A 15615-nucleotide genomic window follows, 5' to 3' on the forward strand; every position below is an offset into this window, starting at 1 on the left:
AGCGACAAGACCCTGACCTCCACCATCACCAGCAACTATCAGGACATCAGCCAGATATCGGCCCCGGACGAGCACACCGTGATCATCCGGCTGGCGCGGGTCAATGCGGCCATGCTGGACAATTTCTGCATGGGCATCCTGCCCGCCCACCTCTACGAGGGGCATGACATCAATACCGTGCCCGCCAACCACGCTCCCGTGGGCACCGGCCGCTTCAAGTTCGTCTCCTGGGACACGGCCGGCGGCATGATCGTGCTGGAGCGCAATACGGACTACTACGGCAAGGTGCCGTCCATCGAACGCATCGTCTACAAGACCGTGGCCGTGGAGAGCACCAAGGCCCTCATGCTGCGTTCCGGCGAGGCCGACCTGGCCTGGCTCAACGCCAAGTACGCCCGCACCTTCCGCGGCAAGGACGGCTTCACCACCGTGGACTTCACCACCGCCGACCTGCGCACGGTGGCCATGGACTTCCACACGCCCTTCTGGCAGCGCAACAAGGACTCCATCGCGGTGCTCAACTACGCCGTGGACAAGCAGGCCATCGTGGACGGCGTGCTGGCGGGCCAGGGCTTCCCGGCCTTCAGCCCCATCCAGACCAGCCCTCTGGGCGGCAATCCCGCCGCCGACGTCTATCCCTACGACCTGAAAAAGTTCGCGGCCGAGATGGAGCGCCTGGGCTGGAAAAAGGGCGCGGACGGCATCTACGCCCGCAACGGCGAGCGATTCTCCTTCACCATCCAGGTGCGCGACTATGAAGAAGAGCGCGTGGACATCATCAACGTGCTGTCCCGCCAGTTCAAGAAGGCCGGGGTGGAGATGAACATCGCCCTGGTCACGCGCTTCGACTGGAAGGCCGGTTACAACGGCTATCTGGCCGGTTTCGCCGCCGAGTTCGACCCCGACGGCGTGTTCAAGAGCTTCGTCACCGGCGCCAGCGACAACAACATGGCCTATTCCAGCCCCAGGGTGGACGAGCTGCTGCGCGCGGGCCGCGCCACCGAGGATCCCGCCAAACGCAGGGCCGCCTACCAGGCCTTTGAAGTGGCCTATGCCGCCATGCCCGCGCAGCTGCCCCTGGTCTACCTGCACGGCAACTATGTAAGCGTGGCCGGTCTCAAGGGACTGGATACCACCCGCGTCCTGGGGCATCATGCCGTGGGCGTCATGTGGAACATCGAAGACTGGACCCTGCAGCGCTAGACGCCGACGGGATAAAGATACCGACGGGGGTGCCGTCGTCCGCAGGCCGGACGCGGTGCCTCCGTCGTCTGCCGTCCTGCGGGCCCCTGTCCCGTGCCCGGCGCACCGCACGGCATGACGGCCCGCCGGGAAAAGATGCGGCAGCGCTGCCGTTCCCGCGCCGTAGGGTGCCCGGACGCCCTCCTCCAACCTCAACCCCTTTCTGCCATGACGCCCCTGCTGCAACTGGAAGACCTGCACATCACCTTCGCTACCCCCACCGGACAGGTACAGGCCGTGCGCGGCGTCGATCTGGAACTGCACGCCGGGGAGACCCTGGCCATCGTGGGCGAATCGGGCTGCGGCAAGTCCGTGCTCTGCCGCTCCATCCTGCGCCTGCTGCCAAACAATGCCCGCATCACGGGCCGCATCCTGCTGGAGGGCCGCGACATCGTGCCCTGCAGCGAGCGGCAGATGCGCGCCGTGCGCGGCCCGCAGGCCGCCATGCTCTTCCAGGACCCCATGGCCAGCCTCAATCCCACCCTGCCCGTGGGCGACCAGATCATGGAGGCCCTGCGCCGCCATCGCCGCATGCGCCCGGAGCAGGCCCGGCAACGGGCCCTCGAATTGCTGGAGCTGGTGGGCATCGATGATCCCGAAGCCCGCATGCGCCTGCAACCGCACTATTTTTCCGGCGGCATGCGCCAGCGCTGCGTGCTGGCCATCGCCCTGGCCCTGGGCCCGCGCATCCTGCTGGCCGACGAGCCCACCACCGCGCTGGACGTGACCGTGCAGGCCCGCATGCTGGATCTGCTGCGTGACGTGCAGCGCAAGACCGGCGTGGGCATCATCCTCGTCTCGCACGATCTGGGCGTGGTGGCCCGCGTGGCCGACAGGGTGGCCGTCATGTATGCGGGCCGTCTGGTGGAGACCGGCAGCGCCGCCGATGTCTTCTACGATCCCCGGCATCCCTACACCTGGGGCCTGCTGGGGGCCCTGCCCGCGCTGGCCATGCGCAGCGGGCAGCTGCGGGGCATACCCGGCATGCCGCCCAGCCTGCTGGACCCGCCGCCGGGCGACGCCTTCGCGGAACGCAATGCCTGGGCCATGAAGGTGGACTACCAGCGCATGCCGCCCTTTTTCGAGGTCGGCCCCGGGCACAAGGCCGCCACCTGGCTGCTGCACCCGCAGGCCCCCAAGGTGGAGCCCCCCCTGCACATCACGCCGGGCCAGGGCAGCGCCAGCCTGTGCTGGACCGACAGCGCTCATGCGCTGGAGATGTCCGACAGCCGCTATGCCTTCGGAGAAGGCCACCAGCGCCTGCATGACCGTCTGGCCGCCAGCCACGGGACGGCCGCGCACGTCCATGCGCACGACCACGCCCACGACGATGACGACCGTCCCCTGCTGGAGCTGCAGGATCTGCGCCTGCACTTCCGTCCCGGCAGGGGCCTGACCGTCCGGGCCGTGGACGGGCTCGACCTTGCCGTCCGCCGGGGCGAGATGTTCGGTCTGGTGGGGGAATCGGGATGCGGCAAATCCACACTGGCCCGCGCCATCATGGGCCTGTATCCGCCCACCACGGGCCGCATCCTCTTCGACGGGCACGACATCCACGACCCGGCCCCGCACCTGCGGCAGGAGCGCCGGCGCCAGATGCAGATCATCTTCCAGGACTCCTCCGCAGCCCTGAACCCGCACATGCGCGTGGAAGACATCATCGCCGAGCCCTTCGTCATCCAGAACGTCTTCCGCGATGCCCGCCAGCGCCGGGAGGAAGTCGTCCGCCTGCTGGGGCATGTGGGCCTCGATGCCGGTTTCCTGGACCGCTATCCGGCCGAGATATCCGGCGGCCAGCGCCAGCGTGTGGCCATCGCCCGCAGCGTGGCCCTGGAACCGCGCTTCATCGTGGCCGACGAGCCCGTGGCCTCGCTGGATGTTTCCATCCAGGCCCAGATCATGGCCCTGTTCCGCCACCTGCGGCAGGGACACGATTTCACCTTTTTGTTCATCGCCCACGATCTGGCCATGGTGCGTTACCTCTGCGACCGTGTGGGCGTCATGCGTCACGGCCGTCTGGTGGAACTGGCTCCCACGGAAGAGCTCTTCGCCCGGCCCCTGCATGCCTACACCCAGGCCCTGCTCTCGGCCATGCCCGTGCCGGATCCCCTGTTCGAACAGCGCAAAAAGATCCTGCCCTGTCCGGCTGACGAGGACGGCGGCGCATGGCGGGAAGTCCATCCCGGCCACTGGCTGCGCGGCTGAGTACCGGGCGGGGAGGAAGATTTTGCGGGAGAGTTGTGGGGGAAGGGGCGTTTTTTAGTAAAAACTGCCCCTTCCCCCACGCCCCCATCCCCGAAAAAACTTTTGCTCCGGTGATGTCACCTGTCCCCGTCGCTGTCTGGAGGGCAGGGATGGAACTGTGTTCCCGGCAGGGCTTGAAGGGGACAAGAGAGAGAAAACGCTGGAAAGCCGCTCCTCATGGAGCGGCTTCTTTCGTTATGGGCGCCGGGATTCGTCATGTACGCCGGGAAAGGACAGAGAATGATGGCGAGGGCCGTTTATCCGGTATGGAACGGGACAGGGAGAAGGGAACAGCTGGTAGCGGCTGGGACGTAGGGAACTTTCCTTTGAACGCGACCTGCCTTCCTGCCGGGCACGGCATGAAAAAAGGGCGCCCAAGGGCGCCCTTTTTGTTTTGTCGGGGAAAGTTATTTTTTCAGTTCTTCTTCGATGGCCTGCCGCATCTCGGGCGAGATCTTCGGATCCTTGAGGCCGGCCTCCCAATGGGCACGCCCCTTGTCTTTCTGCTGCAGGAAGTAGCTGTAGAGCACGCCCAGGCTGTAACGCACCGTGGCGTCATCCCGCAGGACCACCACCTTTTCCAGGGTCGCGGCCGCTTCCTGCGGCTTGCCCTGATTGTGCAGGATGACGCCCAGCATGTAGAGGGGCTGGGGATCGTTGACGTCCAGAGCCACGGCGCGCTGGGCAAAGGTGGCCGCGGCGTCCCATTCCTGGGTGGCCATGAGGTGTTCGGCCAGATGCATCAGGGCGTCCTTGTTGGTAGGCTCGGCGGCCACCTTCTGCATCAGGCTGGCCAGCAGGTTCTGTTCCTGCCCCATGCCTTGCGGGGCCGTGGGACGTTCGGTCACCAGATGAGGATTACTGACACGTTCCTTGATGGTGACGCCCAGCATGACCAGCAGGCTCAGGCCCAGCAGCAGGATGATGGCGCGGGCGGTGAAGGAAAGACGGTTATCAGTCATGCAGGATCTCCATCTGGCGCAAACGGGCATCCAGACGCCGCTGGGCACAGCCCATGAAGACCAGGTACGCGGCCAGACCCAGCCAGACGGCGGCACCGGCCGCCACCAGCCACAGGAAATTGCTGTCCATAGGGCACTCCTTGAAAGCGGGGATCCCGCTTGTATCCGTTGAAAACAGGGCTCATCGAGCCCGGGCGGAGCACGGCTCCGCCTGTCCGCTCCCCAGGAGCGGCACGTCCGCGGTCGTCATCCCGCCGTACGCAGCGGGCAGGACAGCGCCGGGATCCGAAAGATCAGTCTTCCGCCTGCAGGCGCAGGCTGTCCAGCCGGTCACGCAGGCCCAGCTGGCGGGTACGCAGCCACACCAGGCCCGCCCAGAACAGGCCCATGGCCGCCACGCAGGCGATGGCGGTCAGCTTCATCTCCGGCTCCAGACCGCCGCCCTTGGAGGCGAACACCGCCGGATGGATGGAACGCCACAGCCGGGCCGAAAGGAAGACCAGAGGCACGTCCAAAAAGGCCACCACACCCACCACGGCGCAGATCATGCGCTTGCGCTGGGGCGGCAGGTCCAGGCCGCGCAGCACCAGATAGCCCGCATAGATGAACCACATGACCAGCGTGGTGGTCAGGCGGGGATCCCAGGTCCACCAGACGCCCCAGGAGCGGCGGGCCCAGATCATGCCCGTGACCAGGGCCAGACCGGCCAGCAGCACGCCCACTTCGGCAGCGGCTGCGCAGACGCGGTCAGCGGCCGGAGAACGCCGGAACAGGTACACGATGGAAGCCACGAAGACCACCAGAAAGCTGATGAGCGCCCACCAGGCCAGCGGCAGATGGGTGTAGAAGACCTTCTGCATCAGGCCCAGCTGGGCTTCCACAGGGGCATAGAAAAAGATCAGCCACTGGCACACGGCCAGGGCCGCACCGCCCAGCAACACCAGCAGCAGGGGCCACACGGAAAAGGCGCGTTGCATCATTCGTCTCCCGAATACATGAAGCCGAACAGCAACAGTCCGGCAGCCAGAAAGACACCGTCGAAGGCGGCGGCCAGCCCTATCCACGAGGCCGGGCCGTCAGGCGCGGGCGCGCCGAAGACCTGGGCCGCCACGCCGATCCCCGCCAGCAGCAGGGGCACCAGCAGGGGGAAGAGCACGATGCTCAGCAGGGATTCGCGCGCCGCGCCGCCCTGCGAGAGCGCGCCCAGCAGCGAACCCAGAGCGCACATGCCCACGTCCACCAGCAGCAGCGTGCCGAGGCCCACGGGCCAGAGCGCGCCGATCTCCTGCGACAGGAAGACCACGGCGGCGGGCAGGAAGAACATCTGGGCCACCAGCAACAGCAGCAGCCCGGCCAGGGCCTTGCCCAGCCACACGGCCTGTATGGGGGCCGGGGCCAGCAACAGGCCCAGACGCGCGCCGTTGGCCTCTTCCAGCGCATAGAGCGTATTGAAGATGAGCACCTGACAAAAGGCCGAGCCCAGCCAGAACACGGCGCCCGCGCCCTGCGGGCTCATGCGTTCGCCCACGCCCTGCGACAGGCTGAACACGAACAGCAGCAACAGGCCCAGCAGCAGGCCCTGCACCAGCCCGCTGCCGCGGGTGAAGGTCAGCAGCAGGTCCTTGCGGGCCACGGTCAAGGCAAAAGAGATCATGCGGGCACCTCCCCGGCGGCGGACACCGCCCCGGCTCCCGTGGCCGCGTTGAGCACGGAATCCACGGCGGCAAGGCCCTGCGGCGGCCCGTCATAGGCCAGGCGGCGGTTCTCCAGCAGCAGCAGGCGGTCGGCCAGGGGGCTGTCGCCCGCCAGATCGTGGCTGACCACGATGATGCAGGCCCCGCGCTCCCGGGCGGCCAGCATCTCGCGCCGCACCAGGGCCATGGAATTGACGTCCAGACCGGTGCCGGGCTCGTCCAGCAGCACAAGATCCGCCTCCAGCAGCAGCACCCGCGCCAGGTTCAGGCGCTGGGCCATGCCGCGCGAGAACACCCCGGCCCGCTCTTCGGCGTGGGCGGCCAGCCCCACATGCTCCAGCAGGGCCAAAAGCTCCGCCCGCGAAGGGCGCAGACCGTGGGCCCGGGCCCAGAACTGCAGGTTCTCCAGCGCGCTCAGGCCCGGATAGACGAAGGTGGCGTGCCCCAGATAGGCCAGACGCGGCCCGTCCTCACGGGCGACGCCGCCCGCCCCCGTGCCGTCGAAGATGACCTCGCCCGCCGAGGGACGGGACAGACCGGCGATGATGCGCAGCAGCGTGCTTTTGCCCGCGCCGTTGCCCCCGGCCAGCAGGGTGATGCTGCCCGCCGTGAAGCGGCAGCTCACCCCCTTGAAGACCACCTTGAGGCCGTAGAGCTTGGCCAGGTTCTCAAGACGCAGCATGGCGGCCTCAGGCCTGCGGCCCGTCGTCGGCGGGAGCGTCGCCCCCCGCTGCAGGCGTCTGCTTTTTGCGGCCGCGGGCCAGCATGAGGAAGGGGAACAGGCACATGAGCGTACCGCCTATCCACATCCAGTTGACCAGGGGCTCCACGCTGAAGCGGATCAGCACCGAGGCGTTCTCGTCCAGGCCCAGGAAGGAGGCGTACAGCTCGTTGCCCAGGCCGGGGACCACGTCCACTTCGGAGAACTGCATGGTACCGAATTTGTCGTACATGCGGCGCTGCGGCTTGAGCTCGCCCAGCAGCGTATCGCCTTCATAGATCTTGAGGCGCGCTTCCAGATAGTCATGGTCCACGGCGCGGCCCTGCTGGGCCTCCAGCAGCTCCACGCGATAGGCGCCGGCCTGCTGCACGCCCTTGCCGTTCTGGAAGAGCAGGTCGTATTCCTGCTTGTAGGGGCCGGAAAACGCCATGCCCAGCACCAGCACCGCCAGGCCCACATGCAGGCCCGCGGCGCCGACAGCACGCCAGCCGCCCTTGCCCAGCAGGGTGGGCAGACTGGCCAGCAGCCCGGCCAGACAGGCCACGGAACCCGCCGCGGCCAGCAGGGCCACGGGCTGGCGGTAGCCCAGGAAGAAGAAAGCGGCGCCCGAGGCCACGAAGGCCCCCAGGGCCAGCCAGAAGCGCGGCGCGTCACGCAGGCCGCCATCCCAGCGCAGCCAGGGGCAGACCATGAGCAGCAGCATGATGAGCATGCCCAGGGGCACACAGACACGGTTGTAGAAATTGGCGTCCAGGCCGTGGGGCTCCGGCGTCCAGAGCAGACTGATGACCGGCCACATGGTGCCCACGAGGATGATGACCGAAAGGGCCAGCAGCAGCCAGCAGACCATCACCAAAAAACCTTCGCGGCTGACGATGCCCGCCAGCTCGCGTCCGCGCGCGGGCACGGAGAAGGCCGCCCAGAAGGAGATCAGCAGGCCCCCGAGCACGAAGACCGTCAGCGGCGTGCCCACGCTGCCGTCGCCGAAGGCGTGCACGGACTGCACCACACCGCTGCGCACCAGATAGGTGGCGAAGAAGGCGGAGATGGTGGTCAGGCACATCAGGGCCACGTTCACGCGGTGCAGCTTGTTGCGGCGTTCCTGCACGATGAGGGTGTGCAGGGCCGCCGTGCTGATGAGCCAGGGGATGAGGGAGGCGTTCTCCACCGGGTCCCAGGCCCAGTAGCCGCCCCAGCCCAGTTCCATGTAGGCCCACCACATGCCCAGGATGATGCCCGCGGTCAAAAAGGCCCAGGCCAGCAGGGTCACGGGACGGGTCACGCGGTGCCAGCCGTCCTCGCCCTCACCGCCGGAAAGGCTCTGGGCCAAGGCCAGACAGGCGGGCACGGTGAAGCCACCGTAGCCCAGGAAGAGCAGCGGCGGATGGAAGATCATGCCGGGGTTCTGCAGCAGGGGATTGAGGCCGTTGCCGTCCGGCGGCACGGGCGACTGCATCTCGAAGGGATTGCTCCAGCAGGAGAGGATCAGGGCGAAGAAGGCCATGATGGCGTAGAAGAAGCCCCAGTACCAGAGCCGCGTGGCGGGCGTCAGGCGCTTGTAGGCGGGCGTCAGGGCAAAGATGCTGCCGCTGATGGCCACGGAGAAGGCCCAGAACAGCATGGAGCCCGGCTGCCCGGCCCAGAAGGCCGTCAGGCGGTAGAAGGCGGGCAGCACACGGTCCGTGTAGCTGGCCACATAGACCAGGCTGAAGTCGTTCCAGAACAGGGCGTGCAGCAGCAGGGCCGCCGCCAGGGAAAGGGCGCCGGTGATGGCCCAGTGGACCTTTTCGATCAGCGCCAGGGCGTCGCCGCGCTGCTGCCAGAGCTGCAGAAGCGCCAGCGCACTGCCGCCCAGAGCACAGATCAGGGTCAGCAGCTGCATGGCATAGGCAATGAAATACATGGGGCTCCTTTGGGCACGCCACGACCAGCCATGGCGGCACATTTCCGGTGAGGACGCGACCGGCCCCTAAGGCCCGTGCGCCAGGAAGGGTACGGCCTGCGCCGCCCTAACTCTTGCGGTTTTCCTTCTGGTACTTGGAAGGACACTTGGTCATGAGGGTCTTGGCCATGAAGCGGCCGTCGGGCTGCAGGCCCCCTTCCACGATGACCTCGGCGCCCGCCTTGAAGGTGTCCGGCACGGCGCCCCTGTAGACCACGGGCAGGGTCAGGCCCGCATCGTCCTTGTCCTGCAGCAAAAAGCTGGCCCCGGGGCCGTCCACGTTCTTGAGCAGGTTATCGGGGGCCACGGTGCCGAACAGGCGGGCCGCCTGCAATTTGTCGGCCGTGGCGGCCCTGGCTTCGGAGACGTTGAGGAAATAGACGGTATTCTCCGAAAGGCCGGAAAAGACCAGATAGCCCAGACCGCCCAGGAACAGCAGGGCGGCCACGAGATACATACAGGTGTTTTTCTTGCGGGGCATGGGGTCTCCTTGCATGAAAGAACGTGCCTTTCCCGGCACGAAGCTGCTGCATACCCTAGCACAACCCTGCTTTTTTGACAAGTAAGAATCGCTCCTGATAGGACAGCAAAGCCGCATGAATCAAGTGTGCGCGCACGCACACTCCGGCCCTTTCAGCCGGGCTGACCGGTGGTATCGGCAAGGGCCGTCAGGCCACGGTCCCGGCATACGCTCCGGCCCGCGTGTGTCCGCAGGAGCCCCTCCTTCCAGCCGGATACGAAAAAGCCGGGGCTCTGCTGAGCTCCGGCTTTGCGCTGCCTGACTTCCTGGGGCAGAAACGAAAAAAGGGTCTGCGTTTCCGCAAACCCTGATTTCCTTTTTGGTGGAGCTGAGGAGAATTGAACTCCTGACCTCTTGAATGCCATTCAAGCGCTCTCCCAACTGAGCTACAGCCCCTCGGCAAGAAGGCACATTGCCAAAAAGCGGCCCCCCTGTCAACAAAAAAATCAAAAAAGTTTTCCCGTCCCCGCAAAACCCCGGAGGCCTGCCCCGCCATCCCCGCCCGTGCCGCGCCCGGACGGGCCTTTCCTTCCCCGGCCAAAAGCGTATGCTGCGGGCATGAACTTCCTCTATCTCACCGACGTTTTTTGTCCCTGGTGCTACGGCTTCGCGCCGGTCATGCGCCGTCTGGTCGCGGATCATCCCGAACTGCCCGTGCGCGTTCTGGGCGGCAACCTCATGGACGAGCCCCAGACCCTCACCGGCATGCTGGAAGAATACCCCACCATCCGGGAGTTCTTCGCCCGCCTGCAGGAGACCACCGGCCAGTCCACGGAGCATTTCCGCCAGGCCCTGGAACGGGCCGTTGCCGGTACGGGCCCGGACCTGCTCATGCATTCCCCGGCCATGAACCTGCCCCTGGCCGCCCTGCGCCATCTGGCCCCCGGTCACCAGCTGGAACAGATGGAGGCCTTCCAGATGGCCTTCTACGCCCAGGCCCGTGATGTCATGGCCGCCGGGGAGCAGGCCGCCATCGCTGCAGCCTGGCTGCCTGCGGGGACGCCCCCCGACGCCCTGACCACCGCCATGGCGGATCCCGCCATCCAGAGCGCCGCCCGGCATGACGCCGCCGAAGCCGAGGAAGTCATGGGCGAATTCCTCCTCTATCCTACCCTGTATCTGGAGCACGGCGGCCAGCGCACCCTGCTGGCCCGCGGCTACAGCGATTACGCCAGCGTCCGGGCCAAGCTGGACGATGCCCTGCGCGGTGTTCTGGAAAGCCCCGTGGCCCAGGGCGCGGCCTGCGGCCTGGACGGCAAGTGCTGTTTTTAGGGCACTGATGTTTCGTTGAGAGGGGGAGGGGCGTTTTTTTGGGCAAAAACTGCCCCTCCCCTCTCAAACTCTCCCCCGCCCCGAAAAAACCTTTTCCCGGTCTGAGCGGACGGTCCCCGCCACCGGCTGAAGGAAGCCGCCATCTCCCGTAGCCGGGAAGACCCGGCATAACGCGCTGCCATAAAAAACAGGTACGTCCCACTCCCGGGGCCTGCCTGTTTTTTCGTATGAGATGCACCGCCAAACAAAAAAGCCCTCCGCGAACGGAGGGCTTTTCGTTTACTGGTAAGACCGGCCTGCTAGCAGCCGTACTTGGCTTCGATCTCGGCGGCGGCTTCTTCCACACCGGCCTGCATCTTGGCGCGGGCGGCGCGGATCTTCTCGTCCAGCGCGGGGTCGGCCACGGCCAGGATCTGGGCGGCCAGCCAGGCGGCGTTGCGGGCACCGGCCTTGTCCATGGCCACGGTGGCCACGGGGAATCCGGGAGGCATCTGCACCGTGGCGAGCATGGCGTCCATGCCGCCCATCAGGCCGCCGGAGACCGGGATGCCGATGACGGGACGGGTGGTGCGGGCGGCCACGGCACCGGCCAGGTGCGCGGCCATGCCGGCGGCGCAGATGAAGACCTTGGCGCCGGCGGCTTCCTGTTCGCGCAGGATCTTTTCCGTGCGCTCGGGGGTACGGTGGGCGGAGCTGACCGTGAAGAGATAGGAGATGCCCAGCGAACGCAGCACGTCCACGCAGGGGCTGACCTTTTCTTCATCGGACTTGGAGCCCATCATGATGACGACTTGAGCCATAGATGTTCCTTTATGGCGGCACGGGGCCGCGGTTGCTTACTTTTCTTCCTGCGCCAGCTGTTCCAGACGGCGGATGCCCTTCTGGCCGATATCGCTGCGGTGGAAGCTCTTGTCCATGCGGATGGCCTTCACGCCCTCATAGGCACGGGCCTGGGCGTCGGCCAGGGTATCGCCCAGCGCGGTCACGCAAAGCACGCGGCCGCCGCTGGAAAGGATCTTGTCGCCGTCCATGCTGGTGCCGCTGTGGAAGACCTTGACGCCGGGCAGGGCGTCGGCTTCGTCCAGGCCCTCGATGACCATGCCCTTGGGATAGGCGTGCGGATAGCCTTCGGCGGCCACCACCACGCCCAGAGCGGTCTGGGAGGTGTGGGAGAGGCTCTCGGGACGGAGCTTGCCCTCGATGCAGTCCAGCATGATCTGCACCAGGTCGCCTTCCAGACGCATCAGCAGGGGCTGGCATTCGGGGTCACCGAAGCGGGTGTTGTATTCCAGCACCTTGGGGCCGTTCTCGGTCATCATCAGACCGGCATAGAGCACGCCCACGAAGGGATGGCCGTCCTTGGCCAGCGCGGCCAGGATGGGACGGATGACCGTATCGGCCATGGCTTCGGCTTCGTTGTAGGGCAGGATGGGGGCGGGGCTGTAGGCGCCCATGCCGCCGGTATTGGGGCCCTGGTCGCCGTCATAGGCGGCCTTGTGGTCCTGGGCGGACGGCAGGGGAACGGCGGTCTTGCCGTCGCACAGGCAGAGGAAGGAGGCTTCCTCGCCCACGAGGAACTCCTCGATGACGAGCTTGGCACCGGCGGCACCGTGCGCGCGCTTGCACATGATGTCGTCCACGGCATCCAGGGCTTCCTGGGTGGTCTTGGCCACCACCACGCCCTTGCCGGCAGCCAGGCCGTCGGCCTTGACCACCAGGGGCGCGCCCAGTTTGACCACGGCGTTCTTGGCTTTGTCGGGATCGGTGAAGACCTGGCTGTGGGCCGTGGGCACACCGGCGCGGTTCATGACGTCCTTGGCGAAGGCCTTGCTGCCTTCCAGACGGGCACAATAGGCATCCGGGCCGAAGCAGGGGATGCCGGCCTCACGCATGCGGTCGGTGATGCCCTTGGTCAGGGGCAGTTCGGGACCGGGCACCACCAGGTCGATCTTTTCCTTGCGGGCCAGTTCCACCAGGCCGTCCAGGTCTCCGGCGTCCACCGCCACGTTGATGGCGCCCTCACGGGCCGTGCCGCCGTTGCCGGGGGCCACAAAAACTTCACTTACCCGAGGGCTCTGCTTGAGCTTCCACACCAGGGCGTGCTCACGCCCGCCAGAACCGATAACCAGGATGCGCACAACCTCTCCTCCCTGAAAAATAGACATACGGAAAACTTTCCGGCAGCCGGAGCTGCTGAAAAAGCCCCGTCCCGCGCCGCTGCGACACGGAACGGGGCTGCATCCTCTTGCTTAGTAGTTGGGGGTCACTTCAAAGTCGCTGAGGTCGGCAGGCGTGTTGGGATCCATCTGCGACACGTCCAGCGGATAGGCAGTGACGATGCACTGACGGCTGCCCACACCCAGATCGGGCGAGGTGTTCAGGCCCACCACCAGGTCCAGGACGCCGTCGTTGTTGAAGTCGGCCAGGTCCACGGCCGCCACGGAGCCGCGGATGCGGCGGGTCTTCCACTTCAGGGCCAGGCCCACGCCGTCCCAGAACAGGGCATGCACTTCGCCCTGGGGGAAGTAGCGGTAACGGTCGAAGATCTGGGCCGCCGTGGAGATGGGCTTGTTGATCAGCAGGGTGTATTCGCCGGTATGGCCGATGTCGGCCACGATGAGGCGCATGGGGGCAAAGTACTTGCTGGGCATCTGGTAGTTGCGGTCCACGCCCAGGCCCGGCATGCCCTTGTAGTGCTCCATGCCGGTAGCAGAACCGGAGAAGCGTTCCATGGTCGTATGGATCAGGGTCTGGTTGGCGCCCTGGAAGATCTTCAGGCGTTCGTCGTCGGTCAGCATGACCAGCTGGTCACCCTTCTTGCCGGGGATCCAGGCCACGTTGAAGACGTTGGCGCCGCTGGGCAGGGTGATGCGCTGGCCCAGGGCGTAGGTGCCGTTCTGTTTGACCATCATGTGCACGCCGGGGGCGAACAGCTTGATGGAATCCCAGCCCTGGCCCACCAGCGTGGGCTGGTAGGAAGGCGGCAGGTTGATGACGCTGGCGAAGTAGGAGCAGCGCTTGGCCACTTCCGTGAACTTGTTGCCGCGGAAGCCGTAGAAGTAGGTGTAGGGGCGGTTGCTCTCTTCTTCGAAGGTGGCCACCACCAGATCCTTGGCGCCGTCACGGTTGAGGTCCATGGCACGCATGGAGAAGTTCAGGTTGCTGCGGGAGATGGTGATCTCGCCCAGCTTGCCCAGGCGGCCGTCGTTGCCCCACTTGTAGATGACCAGGCGATGGTCGTGCAGGATGGCGATCTCGTTGCGGCCGTCACCGTTGAAGTCGGCCACGGCCATGTCCACCATCTCGTCCTTGAGGCGCTGGCTGCGGATGCGGGAACCGTCAGCGGAGTTGCCCTGGTAGCGGAACTGGGGGTTCAGGTAGGAACCCTGCTGGCCGGTCTCGTTGCGGATGATGTCCGAACGGCCGCCACGGCTGGCGGCGGCAGCGCCGGCCACGCCCAGCACCTCGGAAGAGAAGGCACCGGCAAGGCGCTGCACGGTGGCGTTCAGGCCGCTCATGGGGCCCTGGGCCGTGCTGCTCCAGGTGGAGCCCTTCTTGTCCACACTGTTGAGGACGATGGTGCAGTCATTGCCCATGACGCTCACCGTGCCCCACAGGGCATAGTCGGCACCGCCGATGAACTTGCGGGCTTCGGCGGCGGAACCGGCCGCACGGGGCCCCATGGTGCCCGTGGCGCCTGTGGCGTTAAGACGGCCCATCAGCGTGGAAGGCACAGCCTTGGACAGATAGCTGTAGTTCTGGGGCGCGTGCACCTCAAAAGGCAGCAGCACGAAAGACTTTGCCTGGGCAGCCTGGGCCTGGAGGCCCATCACCAGCATCAGGCAGGCGGCAAACGCCAGCTTCATGGCAAATTTCATTCAAAATCTCCTTGCAGTTCTCTGCGTACGTCGACCGCCCTCGCAAAGGAGGGCTCGCCCGGCCGGAGGATCTGCCGCTGTCGTGGCGGGGACCGTACAGCCTGCGGCACCGGAACTATAGCGACACTTGGCCTGCCGCGCAACTTGAAAGCCGTATCCGCTGTCACGGCGCGGGCCTGCGCCCTTTCGGGCATCCTGCGGCAGGCGCTCTTGCTCCCTCCAGACGGAACAGATAAGAAAGGCCCATGAGTACCGCCAATCCTTCCCGCCCCACGGGGCGTTCTTTTCGTCTGGTCTGCCCGCCGGAGCAGATGCCGCAGGTGGAGAGCCTGCTGCGCGCCCAGGGCTATGAATTCGAACCCGAGCCCTTCTCGCCCTTCTGCCGCCGTCTGCTGTGCGAACCGCGGCCGCTGGGCTCCTCGCTGGCCGCCTTTTTCGGCTACATCTATATCCAGGACAGGTCTTCCATGCTGCCGCCCCTGGCCCTGGCGCCCCGGCAGGGCGAAGCCGTGCTGGACATGTGCGCGAGCCCGGGCAGCAAGACGGGCTTTTTGGGCCAGCTTACCGGCCCGGAGGGCTTCGTGCTGGGCAACGAGCTTTCCCGTGCCCGTCTGGCCACCCTGCGGGCCAACCTGCACGCCTGCAACCTGCCGCATGTGGGCACCTGTTCCTATGAGGGCCAGGCCCTGCCCCTGACGCCCGGCACCTGGGACGCCATCCAGCTGGATCCCCCCTGCTCCGGCTGGGGCACGGTAGAAAAGAACCCCCAGGTCCTCAAGCTCTGGCAGGGCGACAAGCTCAAGGGCCTGGTGGGCCTGCAACAGCTGCTGCTGGCCCATGCCGCGCGCCTGCTGCGCCCCGGCGGCCGCGTGGTCTTCTCCACCTGCACCACCAACGATGACGAGAACGAAGCGCAGGTGCGCTTTGCCGAAGAGGAACTGGGCCTGGTGCGCGAACACCTGACGCCTTTCGAGGGCTTCGTCTGGGAACAGCGCCCCGGCGGCGAAGGCACCCTGCGCGTGGACGGCGAACGTTCGGCGGCCCAGGGCTTCTATGTGGCCCTGCTGCGCAAGCCCGCGGACGCTCCCCTGCCCGAGATCCCGCCCGTCTCCGCCGAGCCCGATGCGCGCACGGCCGCCC

Annotated in this window: 14 protein-coding genes and 1 tRNA gene; 4 read left to right on the forward strand and 11 right to left on the reverse strand. The window is 66.5% G+C overall.

Annotated features, from left to right (window positions below; all coding sequences use genetic code 11):
- Nucleotides 1-1203, forward strand: a 1203-nt coding sequence (locus DESPIG_RS06885) for an ABC transporter substrate-binding protein (protein ID WP_006006707.1), incomplete at its 5' end; no start/stop codon positions are given.
- 135 nt (nt 1204-1338) lie between these two features.
- On the forward strand, nt 1339-3447 hold the full coding sequence (locus tag DESPIG_RS14375) for a dipeptide ABC transporter ATP-binding protein (protein WP_246118335.1): 2109 nt from the start codon (nt 1339-1341) through the stop codon (nt 3445-3447).
- Between the two features lie 446 nt (nt 3448-3893).
- On the opposite strand, the gene DESPIG_RS06895 is transcribed toward DESPIG_RS14375, so the two are convergent.
- The 8 genes from DESPIG_RS06895 to DESPIG_RS06925 all read right to left on the reverse strand — a co-directional run bounded on the left by DESPIG_RS06895 (nt 3894) and on the right by DESPIG_RS06925 (nt 9721).
- Nucleotides 3894-4448, reverse strand: a complete 555-nt coding sequence (locus DESPIG_RS06895; RefSeq protein WP_006006714.1) for a tetratricopeptide repeat protein — start codon at nt 4446-4448, stop codon at nt 3894-3896.
- A complete protein-coding gene (locus DESPIG_RS13275; protein ID WP_006006716.1) occupies nt 4441-4578 on the reverse strand; it encodes a CcmD family protein in 138 nt (45 codons plus the stop codon). The genes DESPIG_RS06895 and DESPIG_RS13275 overlap by 8 nt, the downstream gene beginning before the upstream one ends.
- Before the next feature lie 163 nt (nt 4579-4741).
- Complete coding sequence (locus tag DESPIG_RS06900) at nt 4742-5428, reverse strand: cytochrome c biogenesis protein (RefSeq protein ID WP_006006718.1); 687 nt, start codon at nt 5426-5428, stop codon at nt 4742-4744.
- Nucleotides 5425-6102, reverse strand: coding sequence for a heme exporter protein CcmB (locus DESPIG_RS06905; protein WP_006006720.1), 678 nt, complete (start codon nt 6100-6102; stop codon nt 5425-5427). The genes DESPIG_RS06900 and DESPIG_RS06905 overlap by 4 nt, the downstream gene beginning before the upstream one ends.
- Nucleotides 6099-6824: a heme ABC exporter ATP-binding protein CcmA gene (gene ccmA, locus DESPIG_RS06910; protein ID WP_006006722.1), complete on the reverse strand. Its 726-nt coding sequence runs from the start codon at nt 6822-6824 to the stop codon at nt 6099-6101. Before ccmA ends, DESPIG_RS06905 begins: the two co-directional genes overlap by 4 nt.
- 7 nt (nt 6825-6831) lie before the next feature.
- Complete coding sequence (locus DESPIG_RS06915) at nt 6832-8766, reverse strand: heme lyase CcmF/NrfE family subunit (RefSeq protein WP_006006723.1); 1935 nt, start codon at nt 8764-8766, stop codon at nt 6832-6834.
- Between the two features lie 106 nt (nt 8767-8872).
- Nucleotides 8873-9286 carry a cytochrome c maturation protein CcmE gene (locus tag DESPIG_RS06920; RefSeq protein WP_040369642.1) on the reverse strand — a complete coding sequence of 138 codons (414 nt, stop codon included), beginning with the start codon at nt 9284-9286 and terminating at the stop codon, nt 8873-8875.
- Nucleotides 9287-9645: 359 nt separating this feature from the next.
- Nucleotides 9646-9721: transfer RNA gene (locus DESPIG_RS06925), tRNA-Ala, on the reverse strand.
- A gap of 162 nt (nt 9722-9883) precedes the next feature.
- Here DESPIG_RS06925 and DESPIG_RS06930 point away from each other — a divergent pair.
- Nucleotides 9884-10597, forward strand: a complete 714-nt coding sequence (locus DESPIG_RS06930) for a DsbA family protein (protein WP_006006729.1) — start codon at nt 9884-9886, stop codon at nt 10595-10597.
- A 299-nt stretch (nt 10598-10896) separates the two neighbouring features.
- On the opposite strand, the gene purE is transcribed toward DESPIG_RS06930, so the two are convergent.
- From purE to DESPIG_RS06945, 3 genes are all read right to left on the reverse strand, one after another.
- Complete coding sequence (gene purE / locus DESPIG_RS06935) at nt 10897-11397, reverse strand: 5-(carboxyamino)imidazole ribonucleotide mutase (RefSeq protein ID WP_006006731.1); 501 nt, start codon at nt 11395-11397, stop codon at nt 10897-10899.
- Nucleotides 11398-11433: 36 nt separating this feature from the next.
- Nucleotides 11434-12735 (reverse strand): phosphoribosylamine--glycine ligase, encoded by a 1302-nt coding sequence (purD, locus tag DESPIG_RS06940; RefSeq protein WP_040369643.1) that lies wholly within the window; start codon nt 12733-12735, stop codon nt 11434-11436.
- 111 nt (nt 12736-12846) lie between these two features.
- Nucleotides 12847-14475, reverse strand: coding sequence for an FG-GAP repeat domain-containing protein (locus DESPIG_RS06945; protein WP_006006734.1), 1629 nt, complete (start codon nt 14473-14475; stop codon nt 12847-12849).
- Between the two features lie 245 nt (nt 14476-14720).
- Here DESPIG_RS06945 and DESPIG_RS06950 point away from each other — a divergent pair.
- Nucleotides 14721-15615, forward strand: an 895-nt coding sequence (locus tag DESPIG_RS06950; protein ID WP_479690815.1) for an NOL1/NOP2/SUN domain family protein, incomplete at its 3' end; no start/stop codon positions are given.

Origin of the sequence: Desulfovibrio piger ATCC 29098 (assembly GCF_000156375.1) — a bacterium.
In the GTDB taxonomy this organism is placed as follows: Bacteria; Desulfobacterota; Desulfovibrionia; order Desulfovibrionales; family Desulfovibrionaceae; genus Desulfovibrio; species Desulfovibrio piger.